Genomic DNA, 14,917 nt, shown 5'->3' on the forward strand with positions numbered 1-14,917 from the left:
TGGCGATCCCGTGCACGACGAAGAACCCCGCCACCAGCAGGCCGAGACCGATGACGACCGCCGCCAGCGAGTGCGCGAGCGTCAGCATCAGTCCGGCGAGGGCGAGGAAGCACCCCGCAGGCAGGACGGCGCGTCAGACGGCGTAGGCCTCGAGCTCGCCCGCGAGGTCCGCGTTGGCCCGACCGACCACGATCGTGCCGTCGCCGGTGTGCTCGAGCGAGTCGATCTCGCCCTGCTGGTGCAGGCGGTTGATCAGGTCTCCGCGCTCGTAGGGCAGTAGCGCCTTGAACTCGACACCCGGACGCGGCAGCTCCCCCTCGACCAGCGCGAGCGCCTCGGCGATGCCCTCGCCGGTCTTGGCGGAGACGACCACCGAGTGCGGTTCGCGCTGACGCAGCCGGGCGAGCACCATCGGGTCGGCCAGGTCGGCCTTGTTGATGATGACCAGCTCGGGCACCTTGGTGGCGCCGATCTCGGCGAAGACCTCACGGACGGCGGTGATCTGGCCCTCGGGGTCCGGGTGGGAGCCGTCGACGACGTGCAGGATCAGGTCGGAGTCGGCGACCTCCTCGAGCGTGCTCCGGAACGCCTCCACCAGCTGGTGCGGCAGGTGTCGGACGAACCCCACGGTGTCGCTCATGGTGTAGATCCGGCCGTCCGACGTCGTCGTACGACGCGTGGTCGGATCGAGCGTCGCGAAGAGCGCGTCCTCGACCAGTACGCCGGCGTCGGTCAACCGGTTGAGCAGCGAGGACTTGCCGGCGTTGGTGTAGCCCGCGATCGAGACGCTCGGGATGTGGTTGCGACGGCGCTCCTGGCGCTTGGTGTCGCGGGTGCCCTTCATCTCGCGCAGGTCGCGACGGAGCTTGGCGATCTTGGTGTTGATCCGGCGCCGGTCGTTCTCGATCTTGGTCTCACCGGGGCCACGGCTACCGATACCGGCACCGCCGGCGACCCGGCCTCCGGCCTGGCGGGAGAGGTTGCCACCCCAGCCGCGCAGGCGCTGCTTCATGTAGTTGAGCTGGGCCAGCTCGGTCTGGGCCTGCGCCTCGCCGGAGCGGGCGTGCTGGGCGAAGATGTCGAGGATCAGCGCGGTCCGGTCGACGACCTTGACCTTGAGCTTGTCCTCGAGGTTCCTGAGCTGGCTGGGCGCGAGCTCACCGTCGCAGATCACCGTGTCGGCCCCGGTCGCCTGGACGATCTCGGCGATGCCCTCGACCTTGCCGCGACCGACGTACGTCGCAGGGTCGGGTGTCTGCCGACGCTGGTAGATCGCCTCCAGCACCTCGGACCCCGCGGTCTCGGCCAGCAGCGCGAGCTCGGCCATGGAGTTCTCGGCGTCCTCGACGGTGCCCTCGGTCCAGACACCGACGAGCACCACGCGCTCCAGCCGGAGCTGGCGGTACTCGACCTCGGTGATGTCCTCGAGCTCGGTGCGCAGACCGGCGACCCGCCGGAGCTGGTGTCGCTCGGCGAGCTGCATGGCGCCGACCGTCGGGTCCTCCTCCGGGTCGTCCCCGGAGTAGCCCGACTCGACCTCGTCGTCGGCCCAGTCGTCGGTGTCCTCGAGCTCGGTGTCGAGGCTGAAGTCTGGATCGATCTCATGTGCGTTCGTCATACGGCTTCCAGAGTACGTTCACCCGCCTCAACCAGCGAACCGATTAGCGGATCCCCCCGGGTGGTAGGAACAGGTCATGCTTCGTAGCCTCGTCGCCCAGCTCACGTCCATCACCCTCGCCGCCAGTGGCCTCACCATCGCGCTCGCCGGGGCAGCGCCGCCCGCCACGGCAGGGACAACCGTCTTCCCGGTGCCCACGAGCGAGGCCGGCGTCGGCCGGATCGTGACCGCTCCGGACGGCACGATGTGGTTCACCGAGGAGGACGCCAACAAGGTCGGCAAGGTGACGCCGGGCGGCCAGGTCACGGAGTTCGCGTTCCCCGCCGAGTTCCCGGGCACCACGAGGCTCAAGGATCTCGACGTCGCACCGGACGGCACGATCTGGGTGCTCTACGAGTCGGGCGAGAAGCTCCGACACATCCGGCCCGACGGCTCGACGATCACCGACTGGTCGCTGGACGCGCAGGGCGACCCCGTCGGCGACTCGGTGCGCGTCGCCCCCAACGGCACAGCGTGGGTGGTCGGCCAATTCGACGAGTCGATCGTGGCGACCGTGACCGACAGCGGCGGGCAGCTCCTCCCCAATCCTCCCGAATGTGAGGACTCCCTCGGGATGGGAGTCGACGGCTCAATGTGGTGCCGCACGAGCTCGGGCCTCAACCACCTGAACCCAGCGGGCGGCGGGGTCAGCTACCCGGCCAACAACTACGCGGCGTACCCCTATGCGATCGCGGCCGGCCCGGTCGGGTCGATCTGGTTCGGCCGCTACTTCAGCGGCACCATGTTCACCTCCCCCGACGACGGCGAGGTCGGCTACCTCGACGCCGCCACGTCGCAGGTCACGGCGTACGACACCGGCAGCCGCACGGCGCCGGCCGACCTGGTGCAGGGGCCGGACGGCAACATGTGGTTCACGAGCATCGGCGCCGCAGCCGGCATCGGCCACATCTCGGCCGGCGGCCGGGGCGCACTGACCGCGATCGGCGGCTACGAGCCGGAGTCGCTGACCTTCGCGAAGGACGGCGCGATCTTCGCGACCGACCCGACCAACAACGTGATCATCCGGGTGACGACCGACCAGCTCCAGCGGACCAACGTCGACCCGGGTGACGGGTCGGTCTTCACCCAGCCGACCACCCGCCCGCTGGTCGGCACCGTGGTCGTCCCGCGCAAGCCGGTCGCGGTGCGCAAGGGCCGGGTGCCGACGACCGTCGCCTGCCCGAAGACGGCGGTCGGCTGCCGCGGCACGGTCACCCTGCGCTCGGTCCAGAAGGGGCATCGCCCGGTCGCCCGCGCAGTGTCGTACGCCCTCAAGCCCGGCAAGAAGAAGACCGTGCGGCTCGCGCTCACGAAGGCCGGCACCAAGGCCGTGCGACCCGGCAGGGTCACCAAGCTGCGCGTCGAGCTGACCCAGAAGGGCGCGAAGACCGTGCGCAAGGTCGTGAAGGTGCGACGCTGACCGGGTGAACCTGCCCGCCGTCCCGCCCGGCATCCGTCTGCTCGGCATCACCGGTGCGCCGGGGGTCGGGAAGACCACGGTCGCCACCGCCCTGCGCCTGCCGGTGGTGCCGATGGACGGCTTCCACTACGCCGACGTCGAGCTCGTACGGCGCGGCCTGCGCGACCGCAAGGGTGCACCGGAGACGTTCGACGCGGAGGGGTACGCCGCACTGCTCGCCCGGGTGCGGGCCGGTGAGCCGGACGTGGTCGCGCCGATGTTCGAGCGCGCCCTGGAGCAGCCGATCGCAGGGGCGATCGCGGTGCCCGCGACCGGCACGGTCGTCACGGAGGGCAACTACCTGCTGCTCGACGAGCCGCGCTGGCGCGTCGTACGAGAGCAGCTCGATGTGGTGTGGCACCTGCACGTCGACGACGGCGTACGGCGTGAGCGGCTGGTCGCGCGGCACGTCGAGTTCGGCAAGACGCCTGCTGAGGCGAGAGCGTGGGTCGCCCGGGTCGACGACGCCAACGCCGCGCTCGTCGAGGTCGCGGCCGCCCGGGCAGACGTCGTGGTGGAGCTCAGCGAGGCTCGGCCGCGAACTCCCCCGGCGTCACGCCGGTGACGGCGCGCCAGTCGCGGCCGAAGTGGGCCTGGTCGGCGTAGCCCAGGTCGGCGGCGACGCGGGCCAGGTCGGGCCGGTCGGTGTCGCGCAGGCGCTCGGCGGCCTCGTGCAGCCGGCGCCGCTGGATCAGCCACTTCGGCGACAGCCCGATGCGGCGGGCGGTCAGTCGTTGCAAGGTGCGCTCGGTGATCGCGAACTTCTCGCAGACCTGTCCGACCCGTTGCACCTGCTGGTCGCCCTCGACGTACTCGACGATCGCGTTGACCAACCGCCCCTCGTCGTCGACGGGGAGCAGCGCCGCGAGCGCCTCCTCGACCGCCGCGACCGCGCCCTGCTGGCGGTCCGGGTCGTCGGGGTCGTCGCCGACCGCCTCCCGGATCCGGCCCGCCAGTGCCTCGTCGGGGAGCGGGACCGCCTGGTCAGTGAGCTGGTCGACGCTGCCGCCGACGAGAGCGGCGCCGGCGGCCGGCTGGAGCATCGTGCCGAGCGCCCAACCCGAGCCGGTCAGCTCCTGGGTCGACAGGCCTGTGCTCGGGCCGACGAGCAGCGCGTAATCGTGGGAGACGACGATCAGGCAGACGGGGTACTGCAGCACCCGCTGCACCGACACCTGACCGGCCGGAAGAGACCACACCGGCATCCAGTAGCGGCGTACGACGTCGACGAGGAGGGGGCTCGGCGCGAACCGGTGGATGGGCGGGGTGTACCCGCTCGCGTCGAGCAGGTGGGCGCGCTCCGTCGGATCGATCCGGCGGTTGTCTGTCATGTGTCGGATTCTTTCAAGAACCACCGACATCCACACGCCACGCTGGAGGCATGAACTTCTACCTCGACGCAGCCGACCGCTTCAGTGCCATCGTGGACGCGACCAGCGACTGGTCCGCGACCAGTCCCTGCGAACGCTGGACCGCCGCCGACGTCGTGGACCACGTGGTCGACACCGAGCGCCGGTTCCTGGAGGGCCAGGGGGCCGAGCTGGGTGAGCGTCCGACCGGCGACCCGGCCACCGTGTGGGCGCAGCACCTGGCCGCCGTACGTCCGCTCGTGTCCGACGAGGCGTTCCGTGGTCGCGAGTACGACGGCTTCTTCGGTCGTACGACGGTCGGCGCGACCCTCGACAACTTCTACGGGTTCGACCTGGTCGTGCACGGCTGGGACCTCGGGTCCGCCAGCGGTCGGCCGACGACCTTCACCGACGCCGACATGGACGCGATGGAGCAGGCGTTCGTGGGCTTCGGCGACCACGCGTACGACGAGGGCGTCTTCCGCCAGCCCGTGGAGGTCGCCGACGACGCCCCGCGCCAGGAGCGGCTCCTGGCGCGGATGGGGCGCTCCGCCTGACGGGTCGTCCGCCTGACAGGCACCTATGGCTAGCGGAGAGGCGGACGACCCGATCAGCGACTACTTCGGGGGCATCCGGATGCCGCCGTCGACGCGGACGACCTCGGCGTTCATGTAGCTGTTGGTGATGCACTCGACGACCATGCTGGCGAGCTCGTCGGGGACGCCGAGGCGCTTCGGGAAGAGCACGTTGGAGCCGAGGTTGGCCTTGAAGGCGTCGGCGTCCGGGCCCTCGCCGTAGATCGGGGTGTCGATCAGGCCGGGGGCAACGGTGTTGAGGCGAATGCCCGAGGCGGACAGGTCGCGGGCGACCGGGAGGGTCATGCCGACGACGCCGCCCTTGGAGGCGGAGTACGACGCCTGGCCGATCTGGCCGTCGAAGGCGGCGACGCTGGCGAGGTTGCAGATGGCACCGCGGCAGCCGTCGGCGTCGGGCTCGTTGCGGCTCATCGCCGTGGCCGCGATGCGGGTCATGTCGAAGGTGCCGATCAGGTTGATCGCGATCACCTTGCGGAAGGCGTCCAGGTCGTGCGCCGAGTCGAACTCGCCGTCGCGCCCGATGGTGCGCTGGGCCCATCCGATGCCGGCGGAGTTGACGACCGCACGCAGCGGCGCGATCTCGGCGGCGGCGTTGACCGCTGCCTTGATCTGATCGGTGTTGGTCACGTCGACCTGGGCGAAGACGCCGCCGATCTCCTGGGCGAGGGCTTCACCCCTGTCGGCCTGCAGGTCGGCGACCACGACGATCGCGCCCTTGGCGGCGAGCTGGCGGGCGGCAGCCGCGCCGATGCCCGACGCGCCCCCCGTGACGATGGCACTGGCTCCGTTGATGTCCATGGCTCCGGAGCATAGAACCCGCTACAGATCGGTGACGCCCCGGGCCACGACCACGGCGGGACCGGTGAGCAGGATCCGATTGCCGGCCGTCCAGGTGACGGTGAGGGTGCCACCGGGCACGTCGACCCGGTAGGCGACGTCCTCGGCCGGAGGCCCGCCGTCCGATGACAGAGCCCCGTCGGCCACCGCGGCCGCCACCATCACGGCGCCGGCACCGGTCCCGCAGGAGCGGGTCTCCCCCGAGCCGCGCTCATGGACCCGCATCGCGACGTGCCGGTCGCCGCGGCGTACGACGAACTCGACGTTGACGCCGTGGGGATACGTCGCCTCGTCGTGCTCGGGAGCCGCCAGCAGGTTGCCGGCGTCGTCGAGCGAGTCGACGAAGGCGACCGCGTGCGGGTTGCCCATGTCGACGTGGCGCGCAACCCAGGCGTGACCGGGCACGGCGACCTTGGACTCCCCGAGGACGGTCGGCTCCCCCAGGTCGGCGGTGATCAGGTCGCCGTCGACGAGCAGGGTCTTCACGCCGTCCCGGGTGCCGATCGGGATCGGCTGCGACGGGTCGACGAGGCCCTCCTCGACGAGGTGCCGGGCGAAGACCCGGATGCCGTTGCCGCACATCTCCGACACCGAGCCGTCGGCGTTGCGGTAGTCCATGAACCACAGATCGCTCTCGCGGACCACCCGCAGGACACCGTCGCCGCCGATGCCGGCACGCCGGTCGCAGAGGGCACGGACCCGCTCGGCGGAGAGATCCCCGTGCACCGAGCCGTCGTGGTCGGGCAGCAGGACGAAGTCGTTCTCCGTGCCGTGCCCCTTGAGGAAGGCGTACTCCGGCCCAGCCGAGTCAGGCATGGGACGCTCCGTAGAGACCCCTGGCGTAGTTGTCCTCCGCGTAGTAGGCGTCGAGCTCGTCCAGGCTCATCCCACTCGGCTCGGCCTCCTTCGCGATCACCGCGCGGCGCGGCACCGTGCCGTTGGGGTCCCAGGTCTCCGGCTTCCACAGGCCTGAGCGCAGGAACGCCTTCGCGCAGTGGAAGAAGATCTCCTCGATCTCGACGACCACGGCCAGGATCGGCCGGTGGCCCTTCACCATCATGTCAGCGAAGAACGGCGCGTCGCTGACGAGCCGGGCGCGTCCGTTGACGCGCAGCGTGTCGCCGCGGCCGGGGATGAAGAAGTTCAGGCCGACGTGGGGGTTCTGGAGGATGTTCTTGTAGCCGTCGGCCCGCTTGTTGCCCGGCCGCTCGGCCAGCGCGATGCTGCGGTCGTCGATGACGTGGACCAGCTGGCCGGCCGGGTCACCCTTCGGTGAGGCGTCGCACTCGCCCAGGGCGGAGGCGGTCGCGAGCACGCAGAACGGCGTCGCCGCAAGCCAGTCGCGGTCGACGTCCAGCAGTGCGGTGCGACCCTTGTCGCGGGCGCGCTCGTTGGGCTCACCGAGCAGACCGACGAGGTCGTCGACGGTCGTGATCTCGGTCCAGGTGGAGGTGGTCACACCATCACGATACGGGCCCCGTCACCTGGGTTTGACGACCGCTGCCGCACCTCCCCCACGACGCTGCGGCTCGGCGACGGCAGTCAGCCGCTTGCCGGCCCCGAACTCGATGCCGGTGGCCGCGCCGATCTCGTGGGTGCCGGTGAAGATGTCCGCATAGGTGACGACGTCGTGGCCGAGCGCCTCGAGCACGGCGCCGTACTGCTGCTCGAACGCCGGCTCCGCCTGGTCGGTCGCGGTGTTGCGCTGCGTGACCCGCGGCGCGGCGATCGCCTCGGGGAGGGTCATCTCGAAGTCGAGCCGGTTGACCAGCATCTGGAGCACCGTCGTGATGATGGTCGACCCGCCGGGTGAGCCGAGGGCGAGGACGGGCTTGCCCTTCTCGAGCACGATCGTCGGCGACATCGAGGAGCGCGGCCGCTTGAGGGGCTCGATCCGGTTGGGGTCCTTCGGGTCGTACGCCGCACTGAAGTCGGTCAGCTCGTTGTTGAGCAGGAAGCCGCGCCCCGGCACGACCATGCCGGAGCCACCGGTCTGCTCGATCGTCAACGTGTATTCGACGACGTTGCCCCACTTGTCGGCGACGGTGAGGTTGGTGGTCTCGGTGTTCTCCGTGTCGTTGGTGGTCGTGCCGACGCTGCGGACGGGCGTGCACGTGCCGTCGTACGACGTGATGTCACCGGCCTCGACGGGCTTCTTCAGTGTGGTGGCGAGGTTGATCTGGCAGGCGCGCTCGGCGGCGAACTTGTCGGAGAGCAGGTCGCGCAGCGGCACCTTGACCTGCTTGGGATCACCGACGTACGCGCCGCGGTCCGCGAAGGACAGCGCGCTGGCCTCCAGGTAGAGGTGCAGCGCCTGCACCCGAGGCAGCGCGCCGAGGTCGTAGCGCTCGAGGATGTTCAGAGCCTCGCCGACCGTCGAACCGCCGGACGACGACGGCGCCATGCCGTAGACATCGAGGCCGCGGTAGCCGATCTTGGTCGGCTTCTGGTCGAGCGCGCGGTAGCGCTTCAGGTCACGCTTGACCAGGTAGCCCTTCGGGACGGGGAGCTTGGTCGACTTCGTCGTCGGTGGCGTGCGGACGGCGTCGACGATCTCGTCGGCGATCACGCCGTTGTAGAAGGGCTTCAGGCCCTCGCGCGCCAGCAGCCGGTACGTCGCCGCGAGGTCCGGGTTGCGGAACGTGCTGCCGACCCGGGGTGCGTGCCCGCCTCGCCAGTAGAGCCGCTTGGTGGGCACGAACGCCTTGAACCGCAACTTGTTCTGGACGACCTGACCACGGAAGGTCGGGTCGACCTCGAAGCCGCGGTCGGCGAGCCTGGCCGCCGGTCGCAGCGACTTCCCGAGCGACCGGGTGCCCCAGCGATCGAGCGCGCGCTGCCAGGTCGCCAGGGTGCCGGGCACCCCGACGGAGACGCCGCTGGTGACGAGCTCCGGCGAGAAGTTGTAGGGCTTCTTCGTCTTCGGGTCGATGAACGCGTCGTGCGGCATCGCGGCGGGCGCCGTCTCGCGACCGTCGATCGTCTGCACCTTGCCGGTCTTGGCCGAGTAGTGGACGAAGTAGCCACCGCCACCGATCCCGGCACTGAACGGCTCCGTGACACCCAGCGCGGCGGCCGTGGCGACGGCGGCGTCGGTGGCGTTGCCACCGGCGCGCAGCACCCGGAGCCCGACCTGAGTGGCGTAGGGGTCGACCGAGGTGACCGCGCCGCCCGAGCCGTACGCCGTGGCCTTCTTGGGCGGCTGCGCCTCCCGTGGTCGGTCCGGCTGAGCCGCCTGGGACGGCGCAGAGACGACCACCAGGCCGGCGGTGAGGGACAGGGCTGCGAGGACCGCGACGGAACGCATGGATCAACTCCCGAGAAGTAGTTGCTCCTATCCCGGTGCCCGCTCAGTCGGGACGTAAACGCGGCCCCACGACGCGGTAGCGCGCCCCGATGAACGCCTTGTTGCGGTCGACCTCCAGCAGCTCCAGGTCGAACCGCCGCGGAAACAGCGGCTTGCCCGACCCCACGGTCACCGGTGCGATCGACACCACGACCTCGTCGAGCAGGCCGGCCTCCGCGAACTGCGCGGCCAGGTCGCCGCCGCCGACCATCCAGAGATCCTTGTCGCCCGCGGCGGCCACCATCTCGGCGTGCACCTCGGTCACCGGCGCCGTCGTGAGCCGGACGGACTCCGCCGCCAACGGCAGGTCGCGGTGGGTGAACACCCAGCTGGGCTGCTCGTAGGCCCAGGCCTCGCCGGTCGTGGCGTTGTGCGCGAGGACCCACTCGTACGTCGTCGAGCCCATCGCGATCGCGCCGATCGTCGCGATGAACTCGCCGTAGTTGAACGGGCCGTCCTCGTCGATCGGCTGGGTCAGCAGCCAGTCGAGGGAGTCGTTGTCGTCGGCGAGGAACCCGTCGAGGGTCGTCGCGGTGTAGAAGACGGTCTTGGTCATGGGGTGACTCCTGTACGTCGTCGTAACCAGTCGATCGGATCACCGTGGTCGACCTCGACCCCGGCCGAGCGCAGCAGGTGGCGCGCCATCAGTCTCCGGTGAGCACCGAAGGTCAGCACGTGCGCGACGACGCTCCCGAGCTGGAAGCTCTCGGGTGGCTCGCACAGCGCGTCGACGAGCCGGTCGTCCCAGGCGCCGCGGCGGTCGATGTCGCGGACGATCGCCAGCCAGCGCGGCGCGATCACCTCGTGCCGCGCCCGCAGCTCGGCGGGTTCGTCGCCGGCACGCGCGGGGATCTCCCCGCCTTCGATGGACGCGACCCAGACCTCCTTGGCCCAGACGTGGTGCTCGAGCACCGCGGCGACCGACGTCTCCTCACCGTCCCAGGACAGGACCGTGTTGCCGGGGAGCCGTACGACCCGGTAGTCCTCGTCGGACAGCTGCTTGGCGCGGTCGATCAGCTCGGCGGTGTCGTCGAGGTCGTGCTGGACGAGCTGCTCGGTGAGGGGGTTCATGGTCGCCTCCTTGGCGTGCACCCACAGGGAGGTCGGCGGGTGGAAGTGGATGCCGTTGGGGGCGGGCAACCAGTGACTGCCGGTCGCCGGCTGGCTCGGCGGACGCCCGAAGGCACTGGAGAACGCGCGGCTGAACCCGTCGACGGACTCGTAGCCGGCCGCGAACGCCACGTCGGTCACGGTCGCGCCCTGCCGGAGCTGCCAGGCGGCGCGCTCCAGCATCACCCGACGCCGCATCGCGACCGGCGGTTCACCGGCACCGGCGGAGAGCTGGCGCGCGAAGTGGTACGGCGACGAGTGAGCCCCGCCGGCCATGTCGTCGAGGCGGCGATGGCCCTCGTCCAGCACCGCGTCGAGCAGTTCGCGCAGCCGGTCGCGCGCCGGTCTGGTCTCGGTCATGACCCCAGTCTGGACTCGGTCACCGACCGACCGCCCGACCGATCTTGCTGTGGTTTCGAGGCTCGGGCCTAGCGGCCCTCACACCTCAACCTCCGAGATCGGTGGTTGAGGTGCGAAGCCCGCTAGGGCTGAGCCTCGAAACCACCCCGACGGCACGATCCGCGAGCTCGGGGTCGTCGTACCGCAGCCAGACGATCCGCGGGTCCTTGCGGAACCACCCGTCCTGCCGCCGCGCGAACCTCCTGGTGGCGAAGATCGTGCGCTGGCGCGCCTCGTCCAGCGTGAGCTCGCCACGTAGGTGCGCCACCACCTCGCGGTAGCCGATCGCCACCGACGCGGTCCGCCCCTCGGCGAGCCCCTCGTCGAGCAGGCGCTCCACCTCGGCCACGAAGCCGGCCTCGAACATCAGGTCCACCCGGCGCTCGATCCGCTCGTCCAGGGTCGGCCGATCGATGTCGACACCGATCTGGACGGTGTGCGGGTCGGCGTACTCCAGCCTCGGCAGCGAAGCACTGTAGGGCCGGCCGGTGATCTCGATGACCTCGAGCGCGCGGACGGTACGCCGCCCGTTCTCGACCAGCATCCGGCCGGCGGCCTCCGGGTCCAGCGTGCGCAGCCGGTCGTAGAGGGCCTCGGGTCCGAGCTCGGCGAGCTCGGCCTCCAACCGCTCCCGGATGGCCGCGTCGGTCGCCGGGAACTCGAACCGGTCCACGATCGCCCGCGTGTAGAGCGCCGACCCCCCGACGAGGACGGGGGTGCGTCCGGCGGCGCGCAGCTCGACCACGACCGCGCGCGCCCACCCCTGGAACTCGGCCACCGTCGCGGGATCGCCGACGTCGAGGGTGTCGAGGAGGTGGTGCGGGATGCCGCGCCGCTCGGCGACCGGCAGCTTCGCCGTCCCGACGTCCATGCCGCGGTAGACCTGCATGGCGTCGGTGTTGACCACCTCACCGCCGAGCCGCTCGGCGAGGTCGAGCGAGAGGTTGGTCTTGCCGGAGGCGGTGGCCCCGACGACGGCCACGATCGGGACCGTCGGGGTTGGCTGCACGTGGCTAGTGTGGCAAACATGAGTCAGACCTCGAAGCCACCCGGAGAGCACGAGAGCGAGCTGCCCGACGAGCGCGACGCCACGCGACCTGCCGGCGAGCAGGAGGAGAATGCGGAGACGTCGCTCGACGAACCATCTGACGGCTCAGGAGGTGAGTGAGATGAGCTTCTTCGACAAGGCCAAGGACACGGTCTCGGACGCCGTGGACAAGCACGGCGACAAGATCGCCAGCGGCATCGACAAGGCTGCCGACCTCGCGGACGGCAAGACCGGCGGCAAGCACAGCGAGAGGATCCGGAGCGGTGCCGACAAGGCCAAGGACGCCCTGGACAAGCTCGACGGCAAGAACGACGACATCCGCTGAGGTGAAGCTGTGAGCGAGTTCGACACGGAAGAGCCGGTGCTCGACGAGGCCCCCGGCGAGGACGAGGTCCTCTCCGACGAGACCGGCACGATCTATGACGCGACCGGCGAGGCCGAGACCACGCCGCATGACCTCGAGGACGACGACGAGGACGAGGAGTGACGCAGGCTCCAGCGCACGGCCGCTTCGTGGTCGTGCCCGCGGCGTACGTCTTCCTGCTCCGCGACGGCGACACCGGGACGGAGGTGCTGCTGCAACTGCGGCAGAACACCGGCTACATGGACGACCACTGGGCCGCCGCCGCGGCCGGGCACATCGAGAGGGGCGAGACGGCGTACGACGCCGCGCAACGCGAGGCGCGCGAGGAGCTCGGCGTCGCCGACCTGGACCTGTCGTTCGTGACGTCGATGCAGCGCACTCGTCACGACGAGCCGATCGATGAGCGCGTCGACTTCTTCTTCACCGCCCGCTCGTGGACGGGCGAGCCCCGGATCATCGAGCCCGACAAGGCCGCCGACCTGCGTTGGTGTCCGCTCGACGCCCTGCCCGACCCGGTGGTGCCGCACGAGCTGTCGGTGTTGGAGGCGCTGCGAACGGGTACCACCACGGCGTACTCCACCTTCGGCTTCTAGGAGACCCCCCGTGACGTCCGACGACACCGACCTCGGCCCGATGCCCGACCCGGTCATCGAGCCCGGCGAGCCCAACCCCGGGGGTGTCGATGCCCTCCAGGACGACAGCGGCCCGATCGCCATCCCCGACCTCACCGCCGACGAGAACCCGGCGCTCGAGGACAAGGCGCCAGAGACCGTGAAGAAGGGGGTCTCCGACAGCGAGGACACCTCCACCGAGGCCACGGCGACGGGCAGCGGCGGCGAGACCGACCACCAGCCGGAGAAGGAGTCGCCGGCATGAACGGCGACGACAGCGACGAGGAGCTGCAGTCCTCGACGCCCGGGTCGAGCGGACCGGAGCGAGCCGCCGGCGGGATGGGGGTCAGCAGCGAGCGGGTCGGCCCCACCGGGCCCGGCCAGACCGCGACCGACGGGCTGCGTGACGTCTCGGAGCACGAGCGCGAGCCCGACGAGGAGACACTCCCCGAGCAGTCGCCGGGCAACCCGGAGGAGAACCCTGAGGGCATCCCGCCCAAGGCGGGCTACTCGGACCAGGACCCGCGCTCAGACTGAGCCTCGACCTGGGCGCGAGTCAGCGGCAGGCGGGGGCGTCCGGGAGCGGGGCGGGTACGCCGAGCGTCGGCATGCCGAGCGTGACGCCGGCGGGCGTCGCCGGGGCCGCGTTCCTGGCCTCCCAGGCGTCGCCCGAGCGGGTCCGTCGTACGGCGGTCGCCGGGCCGTCCGCGACCAGGTGGTGCGGGGCGGCGTACGTGACCTCCACGGTGACCATGTCCCCCGGGCGAACGTCGACGCCCTCGGGCGGGGTGAAGTGCACGAGCCGGTTGTCGGGACCGCGGCCCGAGAGGCGGTGGGTCGCCTTGTCCTTGCGGCCCTCACCCTCGGAGACCATCAGCTCGACGCGGCGGCCGACCAGCTTCTTGCCCTCTTCCCAGGCGACGTCGTTGACCAGCGCCGCGAGCCGCTCGTAGCGGTCCTTGACCACCTCGGGCGAGATCTGGTCGTCGAGCGTGGCGGCGGGAGTGCCGGGCCGCTTGGAGTACTGGAACGTGAACGCCCCGGAGAAGCGCGCCTCGCGGACGACGTCGAGCGTCGCCTGGAAGTCCTCCTCGGTCTCGCCCGGGAAGCCCACGATGATGTCGGTCGTGATCGCGGCCTCCGGCATAGCGGCGCGGACCCGCTCGATGATGCCGAGGTACTTCGCCTGGCGGTAGGACCGGCGCATGTCTTTGAGCACCTTGTCGGAGCCCGACTGCAGCGGCATGTGCAGCGAGGGCATCACGTTCGGTGTCTCGGCCATCGCCTCGATGACGTCGTCGGTGAACTCGGCCGGGTGCGGGCTCGTGAAGCGGACCCGCTCGAGCCCCTCGATCTCACCGCAGGCGCGCAGCAGCTTGGAGAACGCCTGCCGGTCGCCGAACTCCACGCCGTACGCGTTGACGTTCTGGCCCAGCAGGGTGATCTCGGAGACGCCCTCGGCGACCAGCGCCTCGACCTCGGCCAGGATCTCGCCGGGGCGACGATCCTTCTCCTTGCCGCGCAGTGCGGGGACGATGCAGAACGTGCAGGTGTTGTTGCACCCGACCGAGATCGACACCCAGGCGGCGTACGCCGAGTCGCGCTTGGTCGGCAGCGTCGACGGGAAGACCTCGAGCGACTCGAGGATCTCGACCTGCGCCTCCTCCATCACCCGCGCCCGCTCCAGGAGCACAGGAAGGGAGCCGATGTTGTGGGTCCCGAAGACGACGTCGACGTACGGCGCCTTGGCGGTGATCGTCGAGCGGTCCTTCTGCGCCAGGCAGCCGCCGACGGCGATCTGCATGCCCGGGTTGGCGGCCTTGATCGGCGCCAGGTGCGAGAGGTTGCCGTAGAGCTTGTTGTCGGCGTTCTCACGCACCGCGCACGTGTTGAAGACGACCACGTCGGCCTGGGCGTCCGCGGGGGCCGCGACGTACCCGGCGCCCTCCAGCAGCCCGGTGAGGCGCTCGGAGTCGTGGACGTTCATCTGGCACCCGTAGGTGCGGACCTCGTACGTGCGTGCGCTACTCATGACGGTCCAAGGTTACGGCGCCCGGTCGCTCGGCACGGAATCGCACGACATCGACCCTCCGACCCCAGGCACCCATAGCCGGATCGGGTGATACGTGGATAGTCTCTCG

The 14,917-nt window shown here is 70.7% G+C and carries 19 protein-coding genes; 9 read left to right on the forward strand and 10 right to left on the reverse strand.

Annotated elements, in window-relative coordinates:
- Window positions 1–133: 133 nt before the first annotated feature.
- Window positions 134–1,618 (reverse strand): GTPase HflX, encoded by a 1,485-nt coding sequence (gene hflX / locus ABEA33_RS11070; RefSeq protein ID WP_345526832.1) that lies wholly within the window; start codon window positions 1,616–1,618, stop codon window positions 134–136.
- A 76-nt stretch (window positions 1,619–1,694) separates the two neighbouring features.
- Here hflX and ABEA33_RS11075 point away from each other — a divergent pair, with 76 nt between their 5' ends.
- Both ABEA33_RS11075 and ABEA33_RS11080 read left to right on the forward strand, forming a co-directional pair.
- The gene (locus ABEA33_RS11075) at window positions 1,695–3,077 is read left to right on the forward strand and encodes a Vgb family protein (RefSeq protein WP_345526833.1); all 1,383 of its coding nucleotides are present in this window, start codon (window positions 1,695–1,697) and stop codon (window positions 3,075–3,077) included.
- A 4-nt stretch (window positions 3,078–3,081) separates the two neighbouring features.
- Entirely contained in the window at window positions 3,082–3,681 is a 600-nt protein-coding gene (locus ABEA33_RS11080) for a nucleoside/nucleotide kinase family protein (protein WP_345526834.1), read from the forward strand.
- On the opposite strand, the gene ABEA33_RS11085 is transcribed toward ABEA33_RS11080, so the two are convergent.
- A complete protein-coding gene (locus ABEA33_RS11085) occupies window positions 3,638–4,447 on the reverse strand; it encodes an AraC family transcriptional regulator (protein WP_345526835.1) in 810 nt (269 codons plus the stop codon). The two genes, ABEA33_RS11080 and ABEA33_RS11085, sit on opposite strands and share 44 nt — an antisense overlap.
- Before the next feature lie 50 nt (window positions 4,448–4,497).
- Between ABEA33_RS11085 and ABEA33_RS11090 the strand changes: the two genes are divergently transcribed.
- Complete coding sequence (locus ABEA33_RS11090; RefSeq protein WP_345526836.1) at window positions 4,498–5,022, forward strand: maleylpyruvate isomerase family mycothiol-dependent enzyme; 525 nt, start codon at window positions 4,498–4,500, stop codon at window positions 5,020–5,022.
- Window positions 5,023–5,082: 60 nt separating this feature from the next.
- Here ABEA33_RS11090 and ABEA33_RS11095 read toward each other — a convergent pair whose 3' ends face one another.
- The 7 genes from ABEA33_RS11095 to miaA all read right to left on the reverse strand — a co-directional run bounded on the left by ABEA33_RS11095 (window position 5,083) and on the right by miaA (window position 11,762).
- Window positions 5,083–5,859 (reverse strand): SDR family NAD(P)-dependent oxidoreductase, encoded by a 777-nt coding sequence (locus ABEA33_RS11095; protein ID WP_345526837.1) that lies wholly within the window; start codon window positions 5,857–5,859, stop codon window positions 5,083–5,085.
- 21 nt (window positions 5,860–5,880) lie between these two features.
- Window positions 5,881–6,714: a diaminopimelate epimerase gene (dapF, locus tag ABEA33_RS11100; protein ID WP_345526838.1), complete on the reverse strand. Its 834-nt coding sequence runs from the start codon at window positions 6,712–6,714 to the stop codon at window positions 5,881–5,883.
- Window positions 6,707–7,357: an MSMEG_1061 family FMN-dependent PPOX-type flavoprotein gene (locus ABEA33_RS11105; protein WP_345526839.1), complete on the reverse strand. Its 651-nt coding sequence runs from the start codon at window positions 7,355–7,357 to the stop codon at window positions 6,707–6,709. The genes dapF and ABEA33_RS11105 overlap by 8 nt, the downstream gene beginning before the upstream one ends.
- A gap of 21 nt (window positions 7,358–7,378) precedes the next feature.
- Window positions 7,379–9,205, reverse strand: coding sequence for a gamma-glutamyltransferase (ggt, locus tag ABEA33_RS11110; RefSeq protein ID WP_345526840.1), 1,827 nt, complete (start codon window positions 9,203–9,205; stop codon window positions 7,379–7,381).
- A gap of 43 nt (window positions 9,206–9,248) precedes the next feature.
- Complete coding sequence (locus tag ABEA33_RS11115; protein ID WP_345526841.1) at window positions 9,249–9,800, reverse strand: dihydrofolate reductase family protein; 552 nt, start codon at window positions 9,798–9,800, stop codon at window positions 9,249–9,251.
- Window positions 9,797–10,714: a helix-turn-helix domain-containing protein gene (locus ABEA33_RS11120; RefSeq protein ID WP_345526842.1), complete on the reverse strand. Its 918-nt coding sequence runs from the start codon at window positions 10,712–10,714 to the stop codon at window positions 9,797–9,799. Before ABEA33_RS11120 ends, ABEA33_RS11115 begins: the two co-directional genes overlap by 4 nt.
- Before the next feature lie 85 nt (window positions 10,715–10,799).
- Window positions 10,800–11,762: a tRNA (adenosine(37)-N6)-dimethylallyltransferase MiaA gene (gene miaA, locus ABEA33_RS11125; protein ID WP_345526843.1), complete on the reverse strand. Its 963-nt coding sequence runs from the start codon at window positions 11,760–11,762 to the stop codon at window positions 10,800–10,802.
- Between the two features lie 18 nt (window positions 11,763–11,780).
- On the opposite strand from miaA, the gene ABEA33_RS11130 reads away from it, so the two are divergent.
- Genes ABEA33_RS11130 through ABEA33_RS11155 form a run of 6 tightly spaced genes read left to right on the forward strand, consistent with a single transcriptional unit; the run spans window position 11,781 to window position 13,313 of the window.
- Window positions 11,781–11,921 (forward strand): hypothetical protein, encoded by a 141-nt coding sequence (locus ABEA33_RS11130; RefSeq protein WP_345526844.1) that lies wholly within the window; start codon window positions 11,781–11,783, stop codon window positions 11,919–11,921.
- 1 nt (window position 11,922) lies between these two features.
- The gene (locus ABEA33_RS11135; protein WP_345526845.1) at window positions 11,923–12,126 is read left to right on the forward strand and encodes an antitoxin; all 204 of its coding nucleotides are present in this window, start codon (window positions 11,923–11,925) and stop codon (window positions 12,124–12,126) included.
- Window positions 12,127–12,135: 9 nt separating this feature from the next.
- Window positions 12,136–12,288, forward strand: coding sequence for a hypothetical protein (locus ABEA33_RS11140; RefSeq protein WP_345526847.1), 153 nt, complete (start codon window positions 12,136–12,138; stop codon window positions 12,286–12,288).
- Window positions 12,285–12,758 (forward strand): NUDIX hydrolase, encoded by a 474-nt coding sequence (locus ABEA33_RS11145; protein WP_345526848.1) that lies wholly within the window; start codon window positions 12,285–12,287, stop codon window positions 12,756–12,758. Before ABEA33_RS11140 ends, ABEA33_RS11145 begins: the two co-directional genes overlap by 4 nt.
- 10 nt (window positions 12,759–12,768) lie before the next feature.
- Complete coding sequence (locus tag ABEA33_RS11150; RefSeq protein ID WP_345526849.1) at window positions 12,769–13,041, forward strand: hypothetical protein; 273 nt, start codon at window positions 12,769–12,771, stop codon at window positions 13,039–13,041.
- Window positions 13,038–13,313 carry a hypothetical protein gene (locus ABEA33_RS11155; protein ID WP_345526850.1) on the forward strand — a complete coding sequence of 92 codons (276 nt, stop codon included), beginning with the start codon at window positions 13,038–13,040 and terminating at the stop codon, window positions 13,311–13,313. Before ABEA33_RS11150 ends, ABEA33_RS11155 begins: the two co-directional genes overlap by 4 nt.
- A 19-nt stretch (window positions 13,314–13,332) precedes the next feature.
- Here ABEA33_RS11155 and miaB read toward each other — a convergent pair whose 3' ends face one another.
- Window positions 13,333–14,808 carry a tRNA (N6-isopentenyl adenosine(37)-C2)-methylthiotransferase MiaB gene (miaB, locus tag ABEA33_RS11160; RefSeq protein WP_345526851.1) on the reverse strand — a complete coding sequence of 492 codons (1,476 nt, stop codon included), beginning with the start codon at window positions 14,806–14,808 and terminating at the stop codon, window positions 13,333–13,335.
- Between the last annotated feature and the right edge of the window lie 109 nt (window positions 14,809–14,917).

Origin of the sequence: Nocardioides endophyticus, assembly GCF_039543845.1 — a bacterium.
Taxonomy (GTDB): domain Bacteria; phylum Actinomycetota; class Actinomycetes; order Propionibacteriales; family Nocardioidaceae; genus Nocardioides; species Nocardioides endophyticus.